Annotated in this window: 14 protein-coding genes; 10 read left to right on the top strand and 4 right to left on the bottom strand. The window is 58.5% G+C overall.

Annotated features, from left to right (window positions below):
* The first annotated feature begins 1 nt into the window (after nucleotide 1).
* The 7 genes from ACFQI8_RS18855 to ACFQI8_RS19560 all read left to right on the top strand — a co-directional run bounded on the left by ACFQI8_RS18855 (nucleotide 2) and on the right by ACFQI8_RS19560 (nucleotide 10,845).
* The gene (locus ACFQI8_RS18855) at nucleotides 2-1,123 is read left to right on the top strand and encodes a hypothetical protein (RefSeq protein WP_390247552.1); all 1,122 of its coding nucleotides are present in this window, start codon (nucleotides 2-4) and stop codon (nucleotides 1,121-1,123) included.
* Nucleotides 1,116-3,320 carry a VirB4 family type IV secretion system protein gene (locus ACFQI8_RS18850; protein ID WP_390247550.1) on the top strand — a complete coding sequence of 735 codons (2,205 nt, stop codon included), beginning with the start codon at nucleotides 1,116-1,118 and terminating at the stop codon, nucleotides 3,318-3,320. Before ACFQI8_RS18855 ends, ACFQI8_RS18850 begins: the two co-directional genes overlap by 8 nt.
* Nucleotides 3,313-7,155 carry an ATP-binding protein gene (locus tag ACFQI8_RS18845; protein ID WP_390247548.1) on the top strand — a complete coding sequence of 1,281 codons (3,843 nt, stop codon included), beginning with the start codon at nucleotides 3,313-3,315 and terminating at the stop codon, nucleotides 7,153-7,155. Before ACFQI8_RS18850 ends, ACFQI8_RS18845 begins: the two co-directional genes overlap by 8 nt.
* The gene (locus tag ACFQI8_RS18840; protein WP_390247546.1) at nucleotides 7,152-8,036 is read left to right on the top strand and encodes a bifunctional DNA primase/polymerase; all 885 of its coding nucleotides are present in this window, start codon (nucleotides 7,152-7,154) and stop codon (nucleotides 8,034-8,036) included. Before ACFQI8_RS18845 ends, ACFQI8_RS18840 begins: the two co-directional genes overlap by 4 nt.
* Nucleotides 8,033-9,544, top strand: a complete 1,512-nt coding sequence (locus ACFQI8_RS18835; protein WP_390247544.1) for a primase-associated protein — start codon at nucleotides 8,033-8,035, stop codon at nucleotides 9,542-9,544. Before ACFQI8_RS18840 ends, ACFQI8_RS18835 begins: the two co-directional genes overlap by 4 nt.
* A 543-nt stretch (nucleotides 9,545-10,087) precedes the next feature.
* Complete coding sequence (locus ACFQI8_RS18830; protein WP_390247621.1) at nucleotides 10,088-10,510, top strand: hypothetical protein; 423 nt, start codon at nucleotides 10,088-10,090, stop codon at nucleotides 10,508-10,510.
* Nucleotides 10,511-10,635: 125 nt separating this feature from the next.
* The gene (locus tag ACFQI8_RS19560; RefSeq protein WP_465261731.1) at nucleotides 10,636-10,845 is read left to right on the top strand and encodes a DUF8069 family protein; all 210 of its coding nucleotides are present in this window, start codon (nucleotides 10,636-10,638) and stop codon (nucleotides 10,843-10,845) included.
* On the opposite strand, the gene ACFQI8_RS18825 is transcribed toward ACFQI8_RS19560, so the two are convergent.
* From ACFQI8_RS18825 to ACFQI8_RS18810, 4 genes are all read right to left on the bottom strand, one after another.
* The gene (locus ACFQI8_RS18825; protein ID WP_390247542.1) at nucleotides 10,810-11,988 is read right to left on the bottom strand and encodes an ABC transporter ATP-binding protein; all 1,179 of its coding nucleotides are present in this window, start codon (nucleotides 11,986-11,988) and stop codon (nucleotides 10,810-10,812) included. The two genes, ACFQI8_RS19560 and ACFQI8_RS18825, sit on opposite strands and share 36 nt — an antisense overlap.
* A gap of 2 nt (nucleotides 11,989-11,990) precedes the next feature.
* Entirely contained in the window at nucleotides 11,991-12,989 is a 999-nt protein-coding gene (locus tag ACFQI8_RS18820; protein WP_390247540.1) for a carbohydrate ABC transporter permease, read from the bottom strand.
* Nucleotides 12,989-13,981: a carbohydrate ABC transporter permease gene (locus ACFQI8_RS18815; protein ID WP_390247538.1), complete on the bottom strand. Its 993-nt coding sequence runs from the start codon at nucleotides 13,979-13,981 to the stop codon at nucleotides 12,989-12,991. The genes ACFQI8_RS18820 and ACFQI8_RS18815 overlap by 1 nt, the downstream gene beginning before the upstream one ends.
* A 63-nt stretch (nucleotides 13,982-14,044) precedes the next feature.
* The gene (locus tag ACFQI8_RS18810) at nucleotides 14,045-15,532 is read right to left on the bottom strand and encodes an extracellular solute-binding protein (RefSeq protein WP_390247536.1); all 1,488 of its coding nucleotides are present in this window, start codon (nucleotides 15,530-15,532) and stop codon (nucleotides 14,045-14,047) included.
* Between the two features lie 97 nt (nucleotides 15,533-15,629).
* Between ACFQI8_RS18810 and ACFQI8_RS18805 the strand changes: the two genes are divergently transcribed.
* The 3 genes from ACFQI8_RS18805 to ACFQI8_RS18795 all read left to right on the top strand — a co-directional run bounded on the left by ACFQI8_RS18805 (nucleotide 15,630) and on the right by ACFQI8_RS18795 (nucleotide 20,662).
* Nucleotides 15,630-17,639, top strand: a complete 2,010-nt coding sequence (locus ACFQI8_RS18805) for a DUF7997 domain-containing protein (RefSeq protein WP_390247534.1) — start codon at nucleotides 15,630-15,632, stop codon at nucleotides 17,637-17,639.
* Between the two features lie 106 nt (nucleotides 17,640-17,745).
* Nucleotides 17,746-18,810, top strand: coding sequence for a TrmB family transcriptional regulator (locus tag ACFQI8_RS18800; protein ID WP_390247532.1), 1,065 nt, complete (start codon nucleotides 17,746-17,748; stop codon nucleotides 18,808-18,810).
* Between the two features lie 826 nt (nucleotides 18,811-19,636).
* Nucleotides 19,637-20,662, top strand: a complete 1,026-nt coding sequence (locus ACFQI8_RS18795; protein ID WP_390247530.1) for a two-component system sensor histidine kinase NtrB — start codon at nucleotides 19,637-19,639, stop codon at nucleotides 20,660-20,662.
* Nucleotides 20,663-20,713 lie beyond the last annotated feature (51 nt).

Raw genomic sequence — 20,713 nt, 5'->3', positions numbered from 1 at the left:
CATGTCGACAGACCAAGACACAGCCGCCCGGCGTATCATGGACCAGTTCGGCGAAGCGAGTCGCATCCCCTACCTCAACATCGAAGAGGGTGACGTCGGCGTTCTCATCGCTCTCCCAATCTGTGGGTTGCTCCTCGCTGGCCTTACTGGGGTTGAATCACTTGCCGTGCCGTGTATCGCAAGTGGCCTCGGGATTGGCGCGGCCATTGTCTACGTCGCCCCCGACCATCTGAACGCGTGGACGTGGACGAAAGACGTCTATCGGTACGCCAAACGTCCCCGCATCACGTTGAGCGCACCGGAGAACCCAGATAGCCAGACGAACGAGACCGTACGCAACGAGGGCGGACTCGCGAACTACACGCCGTTCACGCCAGACGAGCGAACCCAAGACCTCACGAATATCGAGCGAGCGTGGCCCGGAGCCGGCGCGATTCAGCGGACTGACGGTGCGATGGAAGCGTTCATCGAAATCGACCCGGGGAACATGGACTTCGCGATGGCTGACGACTGGGCGCAACTCCAGGATGCAGGTGCCGAGTTCGCCAACAAAGAACTCGATTCGAAGCTCAAACTCCACGCGACAACCCGTTCATTCCCGGTCGAGCAGATCACCGAGACGATCGAGGAGCGACTCAACGACGAAGACGTCACACAAAACCCGATCTTCCGGGAACTCCTCGAAGAGTACCGAGAGACACGGCCCAAAGAGATGCGTGACCGCGGTATTCAGCAAGTTCGGTACTACATCGGCGTAGAAGTCTCACCACTCGAAGTCTACGACCGATACCGCGACGAAGGAACGCCGGCTGAAAAGCTGACGCAGTTCCCCGTGATTGGGATTCTTTTCAACCCGTTCGTCACGCGGCGTGCGGACCTTTCTGACGTGGAACGTCGCGCCCAGATGTTCGAGAAGCTGGACGACCGGATTGCCGACATCCGCTCTGAGTTCATCCAGCAGGCATCCGGCTGGTCTGCCCACCGACTCAGCACCGTCGAACTGTTCGTCCTGAACATGGACTTCTGGAACGGCGAGGAACACGACTTCGAGACCGACGCAGACGTAGTTCGCGAACAGCCGATTCTCGGCCGATCACGCCGGGAGGAGGCGTTCGATGCGTAATCTGCCGTTACAGTCGAACAGCGATGTGCTCACCCAACTCACTCAATGGGCCCAACAGCCGACGTCACCCGGGGGTGCGGCGCTCTATCTGGGGGTTATTGTGTTCTTCAGCGTCGGCGGGACAGTTCTCTGGCAACGATATCGTCCCGACGACGAGCCGGAAGTCGATTTTTCGGATGTCCTCGACGAAGAGACCCTCGAAGCGGGTGACGCAGAGGGCCAACTCCTCGACGACATCTCGGAGTCACACAAGACAGCGACGGCCCCAGCAGCGATCGAATGGGAAACGCGAGCCGCCCGTGTCGGTGACCAATGGACGTCGACGCTGTACATCGCTGATTACGCTGACTACCCGAACGACGGCTATCTGAGCGATCTCTTCGAGTTGACCGACGTCGAGTTCGACCTCACAGCACACATCACGCCGAAGAACCAGCAGCGTGCCCGAAACGAACTGCAGGATATCGCGGACGACTTGCAAGTCGATGCGGATTTAGAACAGAGCGTCCGAAGCGAGTACCTCCAAGAGCGAGCCAACGAAGCGGCGGCGACGTACAAGGCCGTCGAGAGTGGGGCGAGTGTGTTCGACCAAGGCCTGTTCGTCACCGTCCGTGCCGACGACACGGACGAGCTCCAGGACGCCGTCAGAGCAGTCAAAAGCGCGCTCCGTGACGAACCGGCGAACCTCACACCGAAGACGGCTATCTGCCGGCAGGACCTCGCACTCCAGTCTGCCGCCCCAATCGGCGACAACATCTTTGGTCGGGAGTCGATTGCCCTCGGTGGCGCTGTCGGGTCGCTTCTGGCGTCACCACATAACGCGACGATTCTCGAAGAAGGGGGCGTCGAATTCGGGATCCACAAGGACAATCAGAGTCCGGTCGTCATCGACCCGTTCGCCCGCGATAACGGCTATGCGATGTTTACTGTCGGCGACACGGGCTCTGGCAAATCGTTCGGTGCGAAGGAGAACTTCATCCGGTCGATCGAACAGAGCAAGGACCGCATCGGTATCATTCTCGAACCGCTCAACAACTGGGCGGGCGTCTCCGAAGCACTCGACGCCAAGCGAATTACCGTCGGTGGGACGCTCGGACTAAACCCGCTCGAAATCCGCCAAACGCCCGAACACGTCCAACGGGCAATGGGTGAAGACGCGAGTCCGTTCAACGAGAAACTCGACGACGCGATGAGCTTCCTCACGAATTTCTTCGCTCTCCGTGGCATCTCACTCGGCGACCGCCGAACAACACTCGAACTCGGGCTCAGACAGGCCTACGAGCGTCATGGCATTACGGATGATATCACGACGCACGGCAACCCGAGCCCGACGATTCGAGATATGTTGGATGTCTTCGAAGAAATGGTCGATAATCCCGAGTCGTTCGTCGTTCGGTCGGACGCAGAAGCCGAGAAGCTTAGCGATGATGCAACGTGGTTGATCGATCAACTGCGGCCATTCGAGGACGCAGGCCGCTACGCAAACCTCGGGAAAGAATCGGAGTTCGACATCCGCGACGAGAAAGTCATCTATCTCGATCTCGCCCAGCAGGAGGGCAGCGTCGACAGCAGTACGGCGCTGACGATGCAGTTACTCATCTCGCTCGTCTACGAGCGGGCGAAAGAGACGGACAAGGAGGTCGTGTTCGTTATCGATGAAGCGCAGTATATCATGCAGGACGCCGCGAGTCTGGCGTTCCTCGAGACGGTGTTCCGACACCACCGCCACCACGACCTCTCGATTCGACTCGTCACCCAGACGGTCGACGAGTTCTTCGAGCACGCTGAAAGTGAGGCTATCCTCGACCAGTGTGCAGTCAAGCAGTTCCATCGGCTGGATGGGATGGACGCGGAGTGGGCCGACGAGTTCGGACTGAACCACGCCCAGATGCGGTATGTGCAGGACGCGGTTCCTGGAAATGAAGACGCCAGCTTTTCAGAAGCCTTGGTCGGCGTCGACGGCGAGTGGCGTGGTATCAGAGTCGAAGCGATGCCCAAGGAGAAGCAAGTCATCGACTTCGACCCGACCGAGCAGCGGCGGGCGTCGCTACCCGGGGCTGGTGAGACGGCAGTCTCGACGGATATTGAGACCTTTCGGACGGAGTTAGCGCAGCACGCAAACGGTGAGTCACAAGACATGCAGACTGATTCAACAGCAGTTGACAACGGCCGGCTAGGAGGTAACGACGATGCGTGAGCGTGCGTATCTCCGCGTAACGCCCACTTCAGAGGAACTCACAGCACGTGGCATCCCGCAGACGCTCGAGAGTCTCCACAAACTGACCCCTGACAGTTCGGGCCTGCGGTCGAAACTCAACCCGTTTACATCCGCGACACCACCGTGCTTCGAGTTCCTCGCACTCAGTACGGGACAAGATGCGCCGGTTGAGTTCTACTATGGTGCTGACGACTATCTCGGAACACTCGAAGAGCGGCTTCGGTCGATCTATCCGAAGACGTTCGACATCGAGCGTGTCGAGGTGGACGTCGCGTCGAAGCTGGTTCATCCGGTTGCATTGTCTCAAGAGGAGTTTGTCGAACGCTACCAGCAGGGAGACCTGCAGTATGAGTTCGCCGACGACGAGCAGTATTCGGCTGCAGATGTCGACGTCGACGCGGATGCGACGCCCGACGGCGGCGAAAGCGCTGTACACGTGTCTGGGGATTCACCGACGGGCGCTGCCGACGAGATGGGTGGCAGAACGGCGGACGGACTGGTGTCGGTTGGAGAGACAGTTGTCGAACTCGAAACGACTGATTCGCTAGCAGACGAGATTCCACCCACGTCGGTTGAGAAACCGATGCTGACCGCAGATGGGACGATTCTCGCCCGCCCTGCGGTCGACGCCGTCTCACCACGGGGCGTGCGGTGGTGTGGGTCGGCAGTACGGAAGCAGGACTGGATGTCGTCGTTGACACCGCTGACGGCGACGCCCGACGAGAGCACGCTGCCGGCAGTCGACGAACCGGGAGCTGTGCTCGCATCGCTGATCGATCATCTGAACGATGCGCGCGAACCGCTCGCGTTCCAAGTCGTGTTTCAGCGCCGGGAGAGCTGGCAAGCGGATGCGGAACTCCGCAAAGAGGACTTGAATGATGGCCGGGATACGCTGTCGCAGAAGATCCTTGGCGACTTGCTTGACCCCGAACTGGAGTATGAACGGCGAACCCGCGACGAGTTGAGCGACATCGTTGTCAAGCGGCTTGATGCGATTGATGCGGTCAATCCCAAGCGCTCGTACACGACGAATATCCGGGCAATTGGCGTCCCAACGAATGAGGCTGGTCGCGACGCCCTTGATGACCGACTGTCGTCACTCGCGCCGGTATTCGACCCACTCGACGGTCCGTTCTACGAGATCGAAGCGACACGGCTTCGAGACCGTGGTTTCCGGCAATCGAACAAACAACAGCATGTGCGATCAGAGCTCAAGCGACTCCTCTCGCGGGAGGTGACGACTGGACGTGGTAAGACTCGGCCGGAGTTAGTTCTCTGTGGGGCCGAGCTTGCGAACTTCATTTTAGTACCATCGTCGGACCAACTGACAGTCGAGGGAACGCGAGGGACGCGTGCTGAACAGCAGAGTCGTGATCCGCTTCCGTGGCCCAACCCCGACTTAGTCCAGCAGTTCCGGAAGGGAATGGCCATCGGGTATGCACTCGATGAGAACGGTTCGCCGCAACAGCGTCCGATTCGGATTCCCCCGAAACTCCTGACGACCCACTACGGTCGGTTCGCCTCAACTGGAAGCGGGAAGTCGAAAGCGATCATCAACGATGCGCTGTCCCTCCGTGCGACGACCGGTGGTCCCGTCGTCATCGTCGACCCGAAGGGCGATGGGATGTGTGCCAACTACCTTCGGAGTCATTACGAGCGCTTCAACGGGCTCGGCGATGTCTACCAGTTCCGCGTCCCCGAGACGATTCCCGCGTTTTCCTTTTTCGACATTCGGCCAGCACTCGACGCTGGACGAAATCGGGCGGACGCGATTCAGGACAAGGTCGACCACTTCCACGATATCATGCGGATGATCATGGGCCGCGAGCAGTACGGACAAGCGTTCGTTGCCAACGAGATTCTCAGCTACCTCATCAAGGCGCTGTTCGACGAGGAGTACGGGAACGATGTCTTCGGGTTGGACGACCTTTTCACGGCCGCACTCGAGATGCAGCGGGAACGAACAGTGCCGCCGGTTTCGGCGGACAACCGAAGCGTCGAGGAGTCGCTTACGCGGCACTTCGCGAAGGACGACCACCAGTTCCAAGTGTCGATGGACGCTGTCGGGAATCGCCTCGATAAACTCAGAGAAGACGCCCACCTGCGACGGATCTTCAGCCACGTTCCGGAACGGGACGACAACGGCGAATACGTCGATAACAGATTCGACTTCCGTGAGTTCCTCGACGAAGACGTCACGGTCCTGTTCGACTTAGGTGACCTCCGTCCGGAGGCACAGCGAGCGATCACACTCCTCCTGTTGAGTAACCTCTGGGACGCGGTGCAGGTGCGTCGACGTGACGGGAATACGGACTACGAGAACCTTACCAATCTCATCATCGAAGAGGCCGCTCCTGTTGCAGCAACGAAACTCGTTTCCGAGCAACTGCTTCCACAGGGGCGGTCGTTCGGTCTGAGCATGGGACTGGTGATGCAGTTCCCCGGGCAGGTTCGAAATCGGAACGAGCGTGCCTACGACGAGGTCCTCAACAATATCAAGACGAAACTCATCGGGAACATCTCCATCGAGCGCAACCTCGCGGAGTCACTGGCCCACGAAGACTTGAGCCCGACCGACCTTCGAAATCGAATCAACACGCTCCCCAGCGGGGAGTGGATCGCCCAACTCCCGAGTCCGTCATTCGGGGAGACAGGTCCGGCCCCGCTCTCGGTGAAGCCACTCCCGATAGCAGCCGGCCATCCAGAGAGCGACGAGCCACTCTCTGTCGAACAGGAGGACCACTTCGAGACCGTGGCCCTCCCACGGCTTTCGGAGCGAACACAGGCCCGATATGGGCTTGCAGAAACTACCAGCGAATCGGAGACTGCCGAAGACGAGGGCTGGGGAAGTAGACCGAACGACGAAGGTTCGACATCCGCAGACTCGACTAGCCCTACGGACTCGACGCAGTCGTCGTTCATCGGACAGGCAACCAGTCGTTCGGCGGCCGCTGAGGAGGAGAAAGAAAGAGACGCGGACACCACCTCGCTATTTGGAAATTCCGGGGCAACTGAGCCGGAAGAACCAGTCAGTGAAGAAGCGGAGACAACTGTCGAAGATAATGAGTCGTCACCAGTACAGGCAGGTGGTGTAACCGTTCCAGATGACGAACTCCAGCGGCGCGGACTCACGCACGACGACGCCCGGTTCCTAACCCGCGTTCTCGACGTGATGAACAGAGATGCACCACATCACACGCTCCTGAATTATATGAGTGCGTTCAAGAGCGATTTTGGGAATCTGGACGTACAACGACTTGCCGAGGAAAATCTGCTGGAAGAAGGGCGAGCCTGCAGTCGGAAATACTATACTGTCCTCCCAGCAGGGCGTGAACTCCTCGGTCAGAAGCTCAAGGTCGGTCCTGGTCAGGGGGACATCGGTGAGAAGACACCGCACAAGGTCGGTGTGAAGTTGCTCGAACGGTGGTTAGACTCCCGCGACGACGTCGCACAGGTCAAGCCGTACTACGAATACGATGAGGAGACGGTGTTCGACGTCGCCGGTCTCGACGCTGACGGGGAACTCGTGTGGGTCGGTGAAGCCGAACTCCCGAGTAACAACAAACACGCACCGGTGGACGACTATGACAAGCAGAGTGCGGTGGATGCGAACGCTGTCTGGGCGTTCAACAGGCGCGAGACAGCCGTTGAGGTGTTGGACTGTCTTGCAGAAGCCGACCGGATAGAGCATAGCGTAGGTGGGCGCGCCGCGCGTCGGTTCTCGGATATTCGAGAAGCCGTTGAATCGCTAAACGCAGAAGGGATGACGACGATTCGGAGCTTCAACAAGCTTGACGAGGAGTTCAATTCATGAGTTGGCGCCACGCAACCCGCGAGGAGATCTACAGGTACTACACGGAGGAGTTTCCCTCGTACGTCGACGAACTTCCGTCGTTCATCACCGCGAAGGGGCCGAAACAGTACGCACTCGCGTTTCGAGAACCACACCCGGTACGGAAAGACGGAGTCCCAGACAAGGACTTCATCCGTCGAGAGACGTGGCAGACGAACGTCTCAGGTGACCGAACCACGGCAGCGTTCCACGACTTCGACGACGCCCTCGAATTCATCCGCCATCCAGCACGGAACGATCCACTTGGGCGGAGCGACTTCGCACTCGTCGATCCTGATCTACTCGACAAACCAGACCCGCGTCCTAATGCGGTCTACTACGCCCTCGATCACTGGGAACGACCGTGGGTGCTCCTGATCGATATCGACGCGAAAACGATCGCTCGGGAGCGAGCAACACGGGTAGTATCGGATGAGGATACTACGGAAGACAGTGAGGAACTGCTCGATTCCGCGGGTATTCTCGACGCAGACCCGGCAGGCTACCCGTATGCTTTCGAGGATATCGATCAGGCCATCGAGTACGGTTTCGAGGTGCGGGGCATCTTCGAGGACGACTTCAACGCCGAGGAGACGATGGTAGTCTACAGCGGTCAGGGCGTTCATGTCTACCTTCTCGATACCGATCTTCCCCATCGATATGACGCCAAGAGCCGGGAAGTGCTGAACGACCTTCTGCAAGACACCTACGAGGTTCCCATCGACCCAGTAGTTACCGCCGACCGTCGCCGGGTTGCTCGGCTCCCCTACTCGTTGCATACTGACGTCTGTCGTATCGTCACGCCAATCGAGAGCCCGAACTTCGACGTTCGGTCTGCGAGACCGGAGGTGCTCAGAGAATGACTCAGTCGACGCCTGTCGAGGACGAGCGGACCGCCTATCGCGTTGCGACGCTTCCGCCCGAATATGGTACGACGCGAATCAACCAACTGTTCTCCCGGGGCTACAATCGCTACATCGTCGACGGCGAAGAGCAACCAGGAGATCTAGTGACCGACCTCGAACGGTTTGGGACGGCGGCGTTCAAAGAAGACGTCAGAGCCAACACCGCAGAGGAGCCCTTCGTCGATAAACCTGGAATACTCGCTGTCCTCGCGACGTTGAGTGCTATCTGCGTCAAGGCACACCCGAAGTTCGAACACGCCCCACCGCGAACGGTGCAGGTCCTCTACGATATTCGTGAGCTCTACGTCAACAATCTCGCCTCTCTTCTTCGAGAATTCGGTGATGGGAGTCTCCAACAGGATATCGCAGAGGTTCTGTACGCGAAAGACCCCGGAGAGGACGGACCACACCCCGGTCGCGTTTGTACAGGGATCAAAGAGATGCCCGAGTTCGGTGACGGGTTGTATCTCGAAATCCCGATGGCCGCAGCATCGAGGAAGTGCCTTGTTCACGCCGAAACTGAGACCGGAGAAGCCGGGGAACTGCTCACTCACGTCGAGAACAACTGTCTCTATGTGCCCGTCGGTGACTTCGACACAAAGTATCGCGAGTACGCCAGACGTGCGTTCAAGAAGCTCCTGCGGGTCCAGGAGGAGAACCTCTCTGAAGACCAGCTGACGTGGCTAACGACGAATGAGTCGGCCATCACAGAGCACATCGACCGCTTCATCGAGACGGGACACCACGAACGAATCTGGCGAGATTGGAACCCTGGTGAACGGACCATCCGTGTGCTCAGAGACGCGATTCGAGACGCTCCAGACGAGGTCGTCTCACTGGGGGAGTTCCACTCGGCGAAGGAGATGTTTGAAGCAGTGGAGGCGTACGATCCGGAAGCGGGCTGGAAGCGAGACGTGTGTAATCGCATCTCGAGTCCTCGGAGTCTCGGAAACCTTCTCGCATCCCAGCGCGACCACCGGAGTCTAACCATTCGAGAGCACGGAAGTACGAACCATTATCGGATTCAGGAGTCTTCGCGTGGCGTCCAGCCCCTCGACGTCGAGGCAATCGAAGACCTGTTCGAACTACCCTGTATGGCCAATATGGCCGAGCGCCTCCACGAGAAGAAGCCGGTCCGAAAGGACCTGTACAACTTCGCCCGGATGGTGATGTGGCTTCCACAGTATCAGGACAGCGACCTCGAGACGATTGTCACAGACCTCAAGGACGTCTTCTCGCGATGGCCTTGGTACGACGAACAGGTCACCGACTACCAGATTCGCTACGAGTTCTCGAACACCATTGGAGGCGACACCCCACTTCCGATGAACTGCGACAATGACGATATGCAGCGGTACTGCATCGGTCAGGAGCAGTGCCCCTACTCGATCTGGGGAAGTCTCCCATTCCCAGACGAGATGTATGACCAACTAAGTGGAACGGAGGGTAACGGAAACGAGTTCTAACGAAGACAGACAAATATCAGGTAGATTACTATTCTCGGCGGACAGCGATGTGACGGAGATTGAAAACCCGTCATGCACTTTTCAGGCTTTCAGTCGACCAATTTGGACAAGAATGGGTATCGTGCTGGAAGCATAGTCTCGCAACTCATCAGTTGGGGTCGGTCAGTTCTGCTAGGGTCGATTCTAATTTGACTCCAATTCTCTCGAATACGGCGCCTTTAACACCTCTTCAAGCACAATCTCGCCGTCACCATATTTCGGAACTCGTCGAGGACATTAGTAACGGCTGAGAAATCCCCGACGTCCCTGTTACTAAATCTAAGGGCGTTTCAACCCTCTCTGTACCTCCAAAATCATCCAAAGGAAGGCTAGGGTACACGGGTGCAAACGCCGCTGGCTCTCTCCGGTTGAAGGGCCATCAAACGACGGCTGCCTCTAGCCGATATATCAGAATTTACTCACTGGATGGGAGTGCGGTCCGCGGTGGAGTTTGTCGCCCCCGAGAGGGGCGAGGGGGCCGTTGTAGGTACCCACTCAACAACCATGTCTTCCGAACACGAGCAACAGCGATCACGACTCTCTGGCGAGCACACTGAACAACCGAACGAAGAACCGTGGGCAGATGTCGAACTGTCGCTCCCCCACGGCAGAAGTCCAACTGGCATCGTCTCATTTGTCGAGCGTGTACTCGTCGAACTCACCCACGAAGACGTCGGAGCCGAGTTCGTCTCGACGAACCTAGCGGGCGTAAAGCGGACACAGTTCATCGCCGTTGATGACGTCGACGAGCGGTTCAAGAAGAGGTATTTCGATGAGCGTCTCGGCTGGCACGAAACGACAGTCAGCCGTGAAACGGTTCGTGAGGAGTTGGTCCACCGGCTCTCGCGGTCGTCGTTGAATCGAACCAGTGAGACGCCGAACACTGACGCAGATACGTTCCGCGTGAAGCCCGTTCATCAGTTCTGAACCCCCACGAGTTAACCAACACAGAACCGCAGTCTTTCGCAGTGTTGGTTAACGACGTGGCAGCGGTAGTAGTTTGTCCGCGCCCGAGAGGCCGAGGCGCGTCAATACGCGCCGACGTGATTCCCATGCCCGGGACAGACGCACTCGACGATGCACCAGCCGACCATGAACGGTTTGAAGCGGAACTCGTCGCACAGGACCAAGATGCCGCCCGCGTTGCGGTAGCGGATATTGACGAGAGGAGAGCCCATTCTCTCGTCAATGACCTCGTCGACGACGGCGAGAGTCGTCGGGTCGTTTCAGTTGTCTGCGTCGGCTGTCGTCTCGGTCTCTAAGTCGGCTGAAACGGGGGACAGACCGTGGGCGAGTGCCTCGCCCGACGCCGTCTCAAAGAGGTGGACGTTCCCCCGGTCTATCACGACTTCGGCGTCCGTGTCTTCTCGAATCGTCGAGTCGGGGTCAACACTCATCAGCAGCTGGTCATCGGCTCTCGACTGGTCCATCGATGTACGGCGTTCGCCCAACAACATGTATGCGAATATCTCGTCGCCCATCGGTTCGAGAATATCAACACGCGTGGAGATGAGCGAAGAAGGGTCTTCCACTTCGACGCGCATTCTGCCGGGATAGATATCTTCGGGACGAATTCCGACAGTCACCTCGTCACCCACGTCCACAGCCTCGACAGACGCCGGATCGAACGCAAGCGAGAAGTACGCTGTCGAAAGCGAGTCCTCTGTGACCGTCGCCTCGGCGAAGTTCATCGAGGGCGAGCCGATGAAGCCCGCGACGAACAGGTTCGCCGGCTCGTTGTAACAGACGAGTGGCGGGTCGATCTGCTGGAGCCGTCCGGAGTCGAGGACGGCGATACGGTCCGAAAGCGTCATCGCTTCCTCTTGGTCGTGGGTGACGTAGATGATGGTCGTGTCCAGTTCCTTGTGCAGGCGCTGGAGTTCAGTCCGCATGTGCACCTTGAGCTTCGCGTCGAGGTTCGCGAGCGGCTCGTCCATGAGAAAGACATCGGGCTCACGGACGATGGCACGGGCGATGGCGACGCGCTGTCGCTGCCCGCCGGACATCTCGTCGGGCATACGGTCGAGCATTCCCTCCAGTTGGACGATTTCGGCGGCGCGCTCGACGCGGCGCTCGATTTCCTCCTTGTCGTAGTTGCGGAGGCGGAGCCCGAAAGAGATGTTGTCGTAGACGTCCATGTGGGGGAACAGCGCGATGTTCTGGAACACCATCGCCACCCCGCGGTCCTTCGGCGGGAGGTTCGTCACCTCGCGGTCGCCGATGTGGATCTCGCCCTCACTCGGCTTCGTGAGTCCAGCGATACTTTCCATCGTCGTCGACTTCCCACATCCTGACGGGCCGACAAAGCAAATGAATTCTCCGTGGTCGATGTCGAGGTTCATGTCGTCGACCGCCGTTACGTCGTCGTAGTGCTTGCTTACGTGTTCGAGTCGTACTCGTGCCATTGTTATTCTTTAAGTGCTCCTGCGGTCAGTCCGCTGACGATGCGTTCCTGTGCGATGATGACGAGGACGACGACGGGGATGACTCCTACAACACTCGCTGCGGCCATGAGGTTGTACTGCGTCGTGTACTGAGTCTGGTAGCTGAGAATCCCGCCGACGATTGGCGACCACTTGGACGCTTCAGGTGAAGTCGCCATAATCGAGCTGAAGAAGTACTCGTTGTAAACGCTGATGAACGTGAGCACGCCCGCGGTCGCCACACCGGGTGCCGAAAGCGGCACGATGACGCGGAACAGCGCGCCCAGTCGGGTCGTCCCCTCCACCCGCGCCGCGTCCTCCAACCCGTCTGGAATCTGCCCGTAAAAGGTCGTGAGGATGAATATCGACAGCGGCAGGAACAGCGCGCTGAACGGCATGACCATCGATCCCGGGGTGTTCAGCAGTCGGGGTGGTGTGAATAGCGGGACGCCTATGAACGGAATCGTTATCGGGGCGTTACCGGCGAACGCCTGAAACAGCGGGATGACGAACGCTGCGGGAGGGAAGTAACTGATAGCGAGGATACCGAGCATCAACAGCGCGCGCCCGGGGAACTCAATCCGTCCGAACACGTAGCCTGCGAGGCTCGCGACAACGAGGACGATAACTGTCGTCGTAGCAGCTAGCACGAAGCTATTCAGCACGTACAGGTGGAACGGGACCTGCTCGAAGACGGTAACGAACGCTGTCGGATTGAACCCCTTCGGTACGGGGAGCGGGAACGTACCCCTGACGCCGAATAGGTCGACTGTCGGGAGGAAACTCCCGGAAAGCAGGTTCCCCTGCGGCGTCACCGCGAGGACGAGTAACCAGTAGAACGGGAACACTGTCGTGACCATGAAAAACGCCATCGCGACGTAGAACAACGCTCGATACACGCGACGTGGGTTGTGGATCGCGTTCCGTGCCCACCGTGCGAGCGGTCCGGTGTCGTCTGACGCGCCGTCGGTTTCGCTGGACATTATATCGCGTCCTCCCCTTGCCACAGGATGATTCCCATCACGACGACGCCGATGATGGCCGCTGTCACGAACGCAATGGCGGCAGACGTCCCCTCGTGCGTGTTGAACGTCGAAACGACCATGCAGGAGAGTGAGGGGACAACGGTACAACTCGAGACAGTGTCGATGATACCGTACACGCGCATCGCCTGCACCGAGCGGAATAACACCGCAACCCCGATGGTCGGCAGGATGAGCGGGAGAGTGATGTATCTGAACTGTTGCCACTTGCTCGCACCGGCGACGCGGGCCACGTCGTACAGGCTGCGATTGATACTCTGGAGCCCGGCAAGGATGAGTAGCGCCATGAACGCCGAGGTCTTCCAGATGTCTGCGACGATAATAATGAACGTCGCGCTGACCGTGTCGTTCAGTGTGTTGGTCGGCGCTACTACTCCGAGATCGGCGAGAATCGGCGTCGCGAACCCGACGTTCGAGTCGAACATCAAGAAGAACATCATCCCCTGGATGACAATTGGGACGGCCCACGGAATGATAATCGCCGCACGGACCCACCGCCGGCCGTAGAAGTCTTGATCTAAGACGAGCGCTTGACCAAGTCCGATGAGGGTCTCGAACAGTACGCTGCCCACGGCGAAGACGAGGGTGATTACGAGGGCGCTATCGAGGAGATTCGCGGCGTCGAGCCCGGTCGGGAGGAACGTCGTCCCGCCGGGGAGGAACCGATTTTTCTCCCCGGTGAACAGCGCGACGTAGTTGTCGAGACCAACGAAACGGACATTAGAGAGGTCGGTCGAGACGGCGTACAGTGACAGCTCGAACGTCCGCAAGAGCGGGTAGATAGCCACGATACCGAGCAGGACGAAAACCGGGGTCAACAGCAGGTACGCGTACTGCGTGTCGCTCAGGTTCTCCAGCCACCGCAAGAAGCCGACGACTGGCCCCGACTGCCGTGACTCGCGTGCCGGCTTCGAAGTCGTATCGGCGCTCATACTATCCCTCCGAGAGGTGTGGGACTCATGATTTGATCTGTTGAGTGTGGAGCTCTCAGCTCGTCAGTTGTTTCTCTCAGTCTCTTCGAGACTGGACTGGAGCGTCGCCATCGCTTCGGACGAAGACACCTCTTGTCCAACCGCGCGATTGGCCTGCTCCGCGATTTTACTCGATTGGTTGTTCCAGACCGCTGTAACCGGTCGAGCCATCGTGTTCTCACCGGCGACGCGGAGCGTGTCCATGTAGTCGCCGGCCGGTTCGAGCTCCGCGGCCGTCTCGGAGTTAAACAGGCTCGCCCGCGGCGGTAACCACCCCTCGATCTCTAGGAGGAACAGCTGGAACTCCTCGCGCATCGACGCTTGGATGACCTGTGTGACAGCGTCGAGCTTCTGGCTGTTCGGATTGACAGTGATGTGCCAGCCACCGAGTGCGGAGGTGGACCCACCGGTTCCGGGGAACTGCGCCTCGCTTTCGGGGACACCGTAGGGAAGCGGCATCGTCCCGAGGTCGTCACCGAATTCCGACGCTGCTTGGTTAATCGCGTACGGCCAGTTTCGGTGGAACACGGCGTTCCCGTCGATGAACGGTGCGAGCGAACTGTCTTCGATCCACCCGAGGATGTTTGTCGGTGTGAAGCCACCGCCGTAATCGCTGAACTCCCCGCCGAAGCTCTCGCCGTGGACGAACTTTCGCATCATATTCAACGAGTTGACCACTGGGTCCGAATCGACGGTGACGGGGCGTTCGCCGACGGGGCCGAACAGGTTCTCGCGACCACCGAAGTAGGCGCCGCCCCACGAAGACAGCACCTCGTTGAAGGTACAACAGGCGGTGCCGACGTAGATGTCCCACTGGGTGGTAAAGCCGTAATCGACGCCCGAGACGTCCTGTGCCTCGGCAGCGATGTTCGACCACCGTTTCCACGTCATCGGCTCGGTGGCCCAGTTCTCCTCGGTCGGGTTGTAACCCGCCTCTTCGACGAGGTCTTTCCGGTACAGCATCGTCGGGTAGTCGGGGTACAGCGGAACACCGAACAGGTCCCCGCTGGCGGGGTCGATGGCCGTCTCGGTGAATCCGCCGAAGTACTCGTTTTCGATGGTTGAAAGCGCGCTCTCGGGGAGAACCTCCGAGAGGTTAGCGAGCTGTCCCCGCTGAATGAAGATGTTCACCCAGCCGTTGTCCATCATGAACATATCCGGCGTCGTCTCCTGAGAGCTCAAGAGCCGGTTGTACGTTGACCGACGCTTCCCGCTGTCCGGCTGGCCCGGCTGGAACTCGACGCGGATGTCATCCGACAGCCCTCCTTTCTCGTGTAGCGCTGTGCGGAGCTGGTCCGCGTGGTCCTGTGCGACAGTCGCGTCAAAGCCCCAGACAACGGTCGTTCCGCCGCTTTCGGACTCACCGACCTGTGCACCGGTGTCGGAGCCGTTGCCAAACATACTCGCACAGCCGGAGAGGCCCGCTGTGGCCCCCGTCGCACCAGCAGCGGTGATAAACCGCCGTCGTGAGACGCTCTTCGTCGTCTTGCTCGTCTCTGGGTTCGCTGTCATCGTCCGAATTGTTCATCAAAATAGGGCCACTTATACTTTAGGGATTAGCTTTGAGATATCACAAGAACTTTATCTGAACTCTGTGGCCAGTAGGTGTATGGGACTCCGACGGTCACTCGACGATTACAAGCAGAACGAAGACGCGACCGACGTATTTCCGGGCGAACGGCGCACGCGGCGAGGCAGATTCAGCGGGTCGGACCAACGCCTCGTTCACGTTTCACCAGCCGGGTCGCTCCGAGACTACTCGTACCCACTTTCGGGACTCGGCGGCATCGTGTCCTCTCGATTCGGCATCTGTGTCGGCGACGCCGTCGAGTGGTTCGATGCGCTCGACACGGGGAGCCAGACGTACCGAGCGGGTCGCTCGCTCGTCGAGACGACGCACCGTCTCGACGGATTCGACGTGGTACAACGCGACGTTACTGACGGGCTCGCCCACACGACGGCGTTTGAGCTTGGCGACGGTGCACCCGAAGATATCGAACTGGCCGGGTTCGTCGAGATCAGCCCGGAGGGGCGAGATGGGCGCGTTGGGCAGCTCGTCCACGACGACGCCGTCGAGGTGTATCACAACCGAGAACACGACTACCTCGGTACCTCGACTGAGTTCGTGGAGTGTATGCCCCAAGTTCTCGAGCGATTCGGCGAGATACTCGCCGCGGAATCGCGGTCGTTTCCGGAGTTCGGTGCGTCCGAAGAGTATGAGGAGAGTCGCCTCACCGGCGGTGTTGGTGTCCGCGTCGCTTTCGAGGATGGTGAGACCAGTCTCGTCACCCTGCTGTCGGACATCGAAACGCAGTCGCGCTCGGATGCGCTCTCTGCGGTCGCGACCCGGACGCGACGACCCAACAGCGATTCAGCCGCGCTCCTCGCGACGGCACGGCAGGCCGGACAGTACCCCACGGTCACAGACCGGCTCGTCGCGACTGACCTTTCGGTCCTTGAGTTACTTTCCGCACCGACCGGGGCCCGAATTGCGGGACCGGACTTCGACCCGTTCTACCAGTACTCCGGCGGCTATGGCTACACGTGGTTTCGAGACGACGGAGAAGTTTCGACGTTTCTCTTGGAAGCCGACGAGTCGCTCGGGTTCGACGCAGCCGAGGCACACCGACAGAGCGCCGAGTTCTACTTGCGGACGCAGTTACCCGACGGTCGGTGGCCTCACCGAGTGTGGCCGATGAACGGCCGGCTCGCGCCGGGGTGGGCGAACGGCCACATCGAAGGTACGGAAACGCAGTACCAAGCCGACCAGACTGCGAGCGTCCTCGTTTTCCTCGCCGAGTACCTCTCGGCACACCGACAGTCGCTCCAAAACGTCACTGTCGAGGCCATCGAGAGCGCATTACAGTCGGGAGTAGATGGGCTCGACAGCTCGCTGGAAGACGATTGCTTTCCGACGGTATGCGAAAACGCGTGGGAGAATACGAATGGTCGTTTCACGCACACCGCTGCGAAGTTCGTTCAGGCCTACAGTACGATTGCGGCCGTCACGTGCGATGCAACCACCAGAGAGCGCGCAGCGACGCGGGCAACGCAGGTCTTCGACGCGCTCGATATGGCGTGGGCCCCCGACGAGGGCATCTACGCGCTCCGATTAGACGACGGGGACGGTGACTTGGACGATCGAGTCGACAGCACTACCTTCTCACTCGTCGACGCCCATCTCGCCTATCGGGACATCGAGGACATCGGCGACACGCGATTGCGGCGGCTCGAACGTCATCTCCACACCGCGTTCTCCAGGCTCTGGAAAGAGTCCGGCGACATCTCCGGACTCACGCGATTCGAGGGCGACACGTGGCGGCAGCGGGGGCAGGGAAGCGAGAAGGTTTGGAGCGTCTCGACTGGCTGGGGCGCGTACGCGGCCGAGAAGTCGACTCGACTCTTCTCGTCGACCGACGAATACGACCCCGAGAAGTGGGCGGACCGGTTGTTCGACGAAATTGACCTCGATGGCAGTCTGTGCCTTCCATCGGGCTATCTCCCAGAGCAGTTCTTCGACACCGGCGCGCCGGACAGCGCGACGCCATTGGGTTGGTCCCACGCCATTCGACTGGCAACGCACGCGTCCCGTGTTACCCGAGGTGCCCGCACCGAGTAGGATTGTTACATTCGAACAACGGGTTCGAGGCAGTCACACGCCGGACAGCACCCTGTCTGTGCTCTCATACTAAGATTTATCCCCCGCCTTGGCCGAACACTTGGGTATGGTGGAAGACGAGGTGGTGGACAGCCTCATGAGGATCGGGCTCTCGGACAAGGAGTCGCGAGCATACGTGACGATACTCCGTAACGGGGCCACGACAATCCGTGTCGTCTCCGAAGAGGCTGACATCTCTAAGAGTTACGCGTACGATATCGTCGGAAAACTCGAGGAGCGCGACCTCATCGAAATCGACGACCACGTCCAACCGACGCAGTTACGAGCGATTCCGCCCGCAGAGGGCATCGACAATCTCGTTTCCCAACTACATACCGTCGAGTCCCAGTTAGAGGACCTGTTTGATTCCGAGAGCTACGAACAGCAGAAGTTCAGTATCATCAAATCCCGACGGACGATACTCGCTCAGCTCAACAAGCTGATCGACGCCGCTGAATCGGAACTCGTTCTGGCACTTCCCGCATCGGTTCTTCATCGGGTCGAGGACTCTCTCAGAGAGGCGCAGAGTCGGGGAGTATTTTGTATGCTCCTCGTCACGGAGTACGACGGCACGAGTTCAATCGACGGTGCGACCGCGAGTATCATCCAGACGTGGAGCGCTCCGGCACCAGTGACGCTTACCGTTGACCGGGGTGACGGTATCATCGCCTCGGCAGATGCGATACTGAACTCGAACTCCGATGAGTACGCCATCTACCACGCTGAGGAGCATATCGTGTCCTCGTTGTTTGACTCGTTTATCGCCAACTACTGGCCGATGGGCGAGCAGGTGCACGTCGGGTCGAAAAGCCAACTGCCGGCGACATTCACGAGCTTCCGTCATGCGGTGTTCGACGCGACGCTACATCTGATGGACGGAGCTGTCGTCACGGCCGAGATGGATATCCGTCCCACCCAGAGCAACGCGGCATTCGAGACGACAACTGGGACAATCGTGGGGGTAAAACAGAGCCTCGTTCGACCCTTCTCAAACGACTTTCCGACCCAGGAGTCGTTCGTCGTTGAGACGTCTGATGACACGTTTACCGTCGGTGGCTCGAAGGCGTTCTTAGAGGATTTCGAGGCTCGGCGCGTCGTCTTTCGGTCAGTCAGCGATGCGGAACAGGATTAGGTTTCCTGCACTTGCTCACCGACCGGTCGCGAGTGGGCTGCCGCGCGTGGGACACCTCGTTTTCCTCCCGGTCGGGTCGACCCAACCGCCTTCGATGTCACTCAAGTATCACGAACGTCTGTTTTGCTCGTCCACGAATGGGTCTCCCGCTCCAAGATGGAGCTTTGACGCCGGGCACGTCAGATACTCATCCCTATCGAACTCGTCGAGAGAGCCAGTTTCTTTACTGGAAATTGTGGTGTGGTACTGGCAGTGCGAGTCTCAATGAATTGTCGACGAATGAACTAGAAAATCCGTTCACGACCAGTAATCGGTTCAGCACTCTCGCTGTTTCACGATCAAATCACCTATTGGTATCTCAAGGATAGGTGCAACTGCTAAATTAAATACACACGTGAATGACTATAATCGTGTTGAGTGCCTCTAAACCACCAGCATTGACGTGGACCAGGGCGCTCGGCCTGATACACATCAGACGGTTTTCTCTTTCCATTTCACTCCGAAGTAGCGTAGTCATCGACCCCTCTCTGAAGTAATGGGTCTGTCTGTAGATTCCTGGACCTCTCCGAAGTGGAGAGGCCGGCATAATCGAGGTTCTCGTGTACTCTCTCAGACTCATAAACCAGAGTATGCGGATTGTTATCGGGGATGCTCGTCAAACCTTGGATACTCGTGGATCGTCCAGATAGACGGCCAACAGCTCTTAACGGAGCCCAATTTGAGGTCACCAGTAAGTGATTGGACTGACCGTTTGACAGGTATACAATCAGCCTCGCAGTACTATCCTGAAAAACGCTTAACTGTTGAACAGTATGAGTAATCTTCTATGACGGACGCTCAGCCACCTCCAATTTCCGCTGACGATTTCTACCAGACACTTGTCGAAAATGCCGCAGAGGGGATGTTGACAATCGATTCGGACAGCAATATCGTGTATGCCAATCCGGCCGTTGAGGATATCCTCGGATATGCTCCGGCGGAGTTGATTGGGAGTTCGAAGATGAAAATCATCCCAGAGCGCTTAGAACCAGTCCACGCGGCTGCATTAGCGTCGTATGTGGCGACAGGAGAGCGCAATATCGACTGGGATGGTATCGAGCTCCCGGCGCTGCACAAGGACGGACACGAAGTTCCGACGCTTATCAGCCTTCGTGAGCACGAACACAATGGTGAACAGTACTTTACTGGCATTATCCGGGATATCACCGAGCAGCGACGGCGCGAATCCCAGCTTCAAGACCAGAAGGACCGGCTGAATGAGTTCGCCGATATCTTAACACATGATATTCGAAACCCACTCTCTATCGCGTACGGGTATACTGAGATTGCGCATGAACAGTACGAGAGTCCTGAATTAGAGCGGGTCTTAGCGTCTCTCGATCGGATCGATACTCTCGTCAGCAACATTCTTGATCTCTCAAAAAAGGGCGAAGTCGTCGGTGAGACCGAGTCGATTGATATCGTTGAGTGTCTCCATGCGTCGTGGAGTAGTGTTGAGACACAGCAAGCGACGCTCCAACTAGAAGATAATCTCGGAGTGATAACCGCGGATAAGAGTCGCTTTCAGGAACTGCTAGAGAATTTGTTCCGCAACGCAATTGAACATGCTGGTGCTGAGGCGACTGTGACTGTTGGCAGTCTCTCTGACGATACGGGACTCTATATCGAAGATGATGGCCCCGGAATCGCTGAGCCGATTCGGTCAGAGATATTTAAACGCGGATATTCGACAGCTGCTGATGGAACTGGCTATGGGCTCTCGATCGTCTCTCAAATTGTGGAGGGTCATGGTTGGGAGATCACGGTTACAGCGGGTTCCGAAGGCGGGGCACGATTCGAAATCACGTGGTGAGAGTTGGACGACGACACTTGCTGAGCTGATTTTTGAAGAGGGTTCTGGTGA

Source organism: Haloferax chudinovii (assembly GCF_042663345.1).
Classification (GTDB): domain Archaea; phylum Halobacteriota; class Halobacteria; order Halobacteriales; family Haloferacaceae; genus Haloferax; species Haloferax chudinovii.
Note: the sequence above shows the minus strand (reverse complement) of the source record. Positions and strands in the feature narration are given on the sequence as shown.

Coding starts and splice junctions, on each gene's coding strand:
- ACFQI8_RS18845 (WP_390247548.1), top strand. CDS start 3,313: ATGCGTGAGCGTGCGTATCTCCGCGTAACGCCCACTTCAGAGGAACTC.
- ACFQI8_RS18825 (WP_390247542.1), bottom strand. CDS start 11,988: ATGGCACGAGTACGACTCGAACACGTAAGCAAGCACTACGACGACGTA.
- ACFQI8_RS18835 (WP_390247544.1), top strand. CDS start 8,033: ATGACTCAGTCGACGCCTGTCGAGGACGAGCGGACCGCCTATCGCGTT.
- ACFQI8_RS19560 (WP_465261731.1), top strand. CDS start 10,636: ATGCCCGGGACAGACGCACTCGACGATGCACCAGCCGACCATGAACGG.
- ACFQI8_RS18795 (WP_390247530.1), top strand. CDS start 19,637: ATGACGGACGCTCAGCCACCTCCAATTTCCGCTGACGATTTCTACCAG.
- ACFQI8_RS18830 (WP_390247621.1), top strand. CDS start 10,088: ATGTCTTCCGAACACGAGCAACAGCGATCACGACTCTCTGGCGAGCAC.
- ACFQI8_RS18815 (WP_390247538.1), bottom strand. CDS start 13,981: ATGAGCGCCGATACGACTTCGAAGCCGGCACGCGAGTCACGGCAGTCG.
- ACFQI8_RS18840 (WP_390247546.1), top strand. CDS start 7,152: ATGAGTTGGCGCCACGCAACCCGCGAGGAGATCTACAGGTACTACACG.
- ACFQI8_RS18855 (WP_390247552.1), top strand. CDS start 2: ATGTCGACAGACCAAGACACAGCCGCCCGGCGTATCATGGACCAGTTC.
- ACFQI8_RS18850 (WP_390247550.1), top strand. CDS start 1,116: ATGCGTAATCTGCCGTTACAGTCGAACAGCGATGTGCTCACCCAACTC.
- ACFQI8_RS18805 (WP_390247534.1), top strand. CDS start 15,630: ATGGGACTCCGACGGTCACTCGACGATTACAAGCAGAACGAAGACGCG.
- ACFQI8_RS18820 (WP_390247540.1), bottom strand. CDS start 12,989: ATGTCCAGCGAAACCGACGGCGCGTCAGACGACACCGGACCGCTCGCA.
- ACFQI8_RS18800 (WP_390247532.1), top strand. CDS start 17,746: ATGGTGGAAGACGAGGTGGTGGACAGCCTCATGAGGATCGGGCTCTCG.
- ACFQI8_RS18810 (WP_390247536.1), bottom strand. CDS start 15,532: ATGACAGCGAACCCAGAGACGAGCAAGACGACGAAGAGCGTCTCACGA.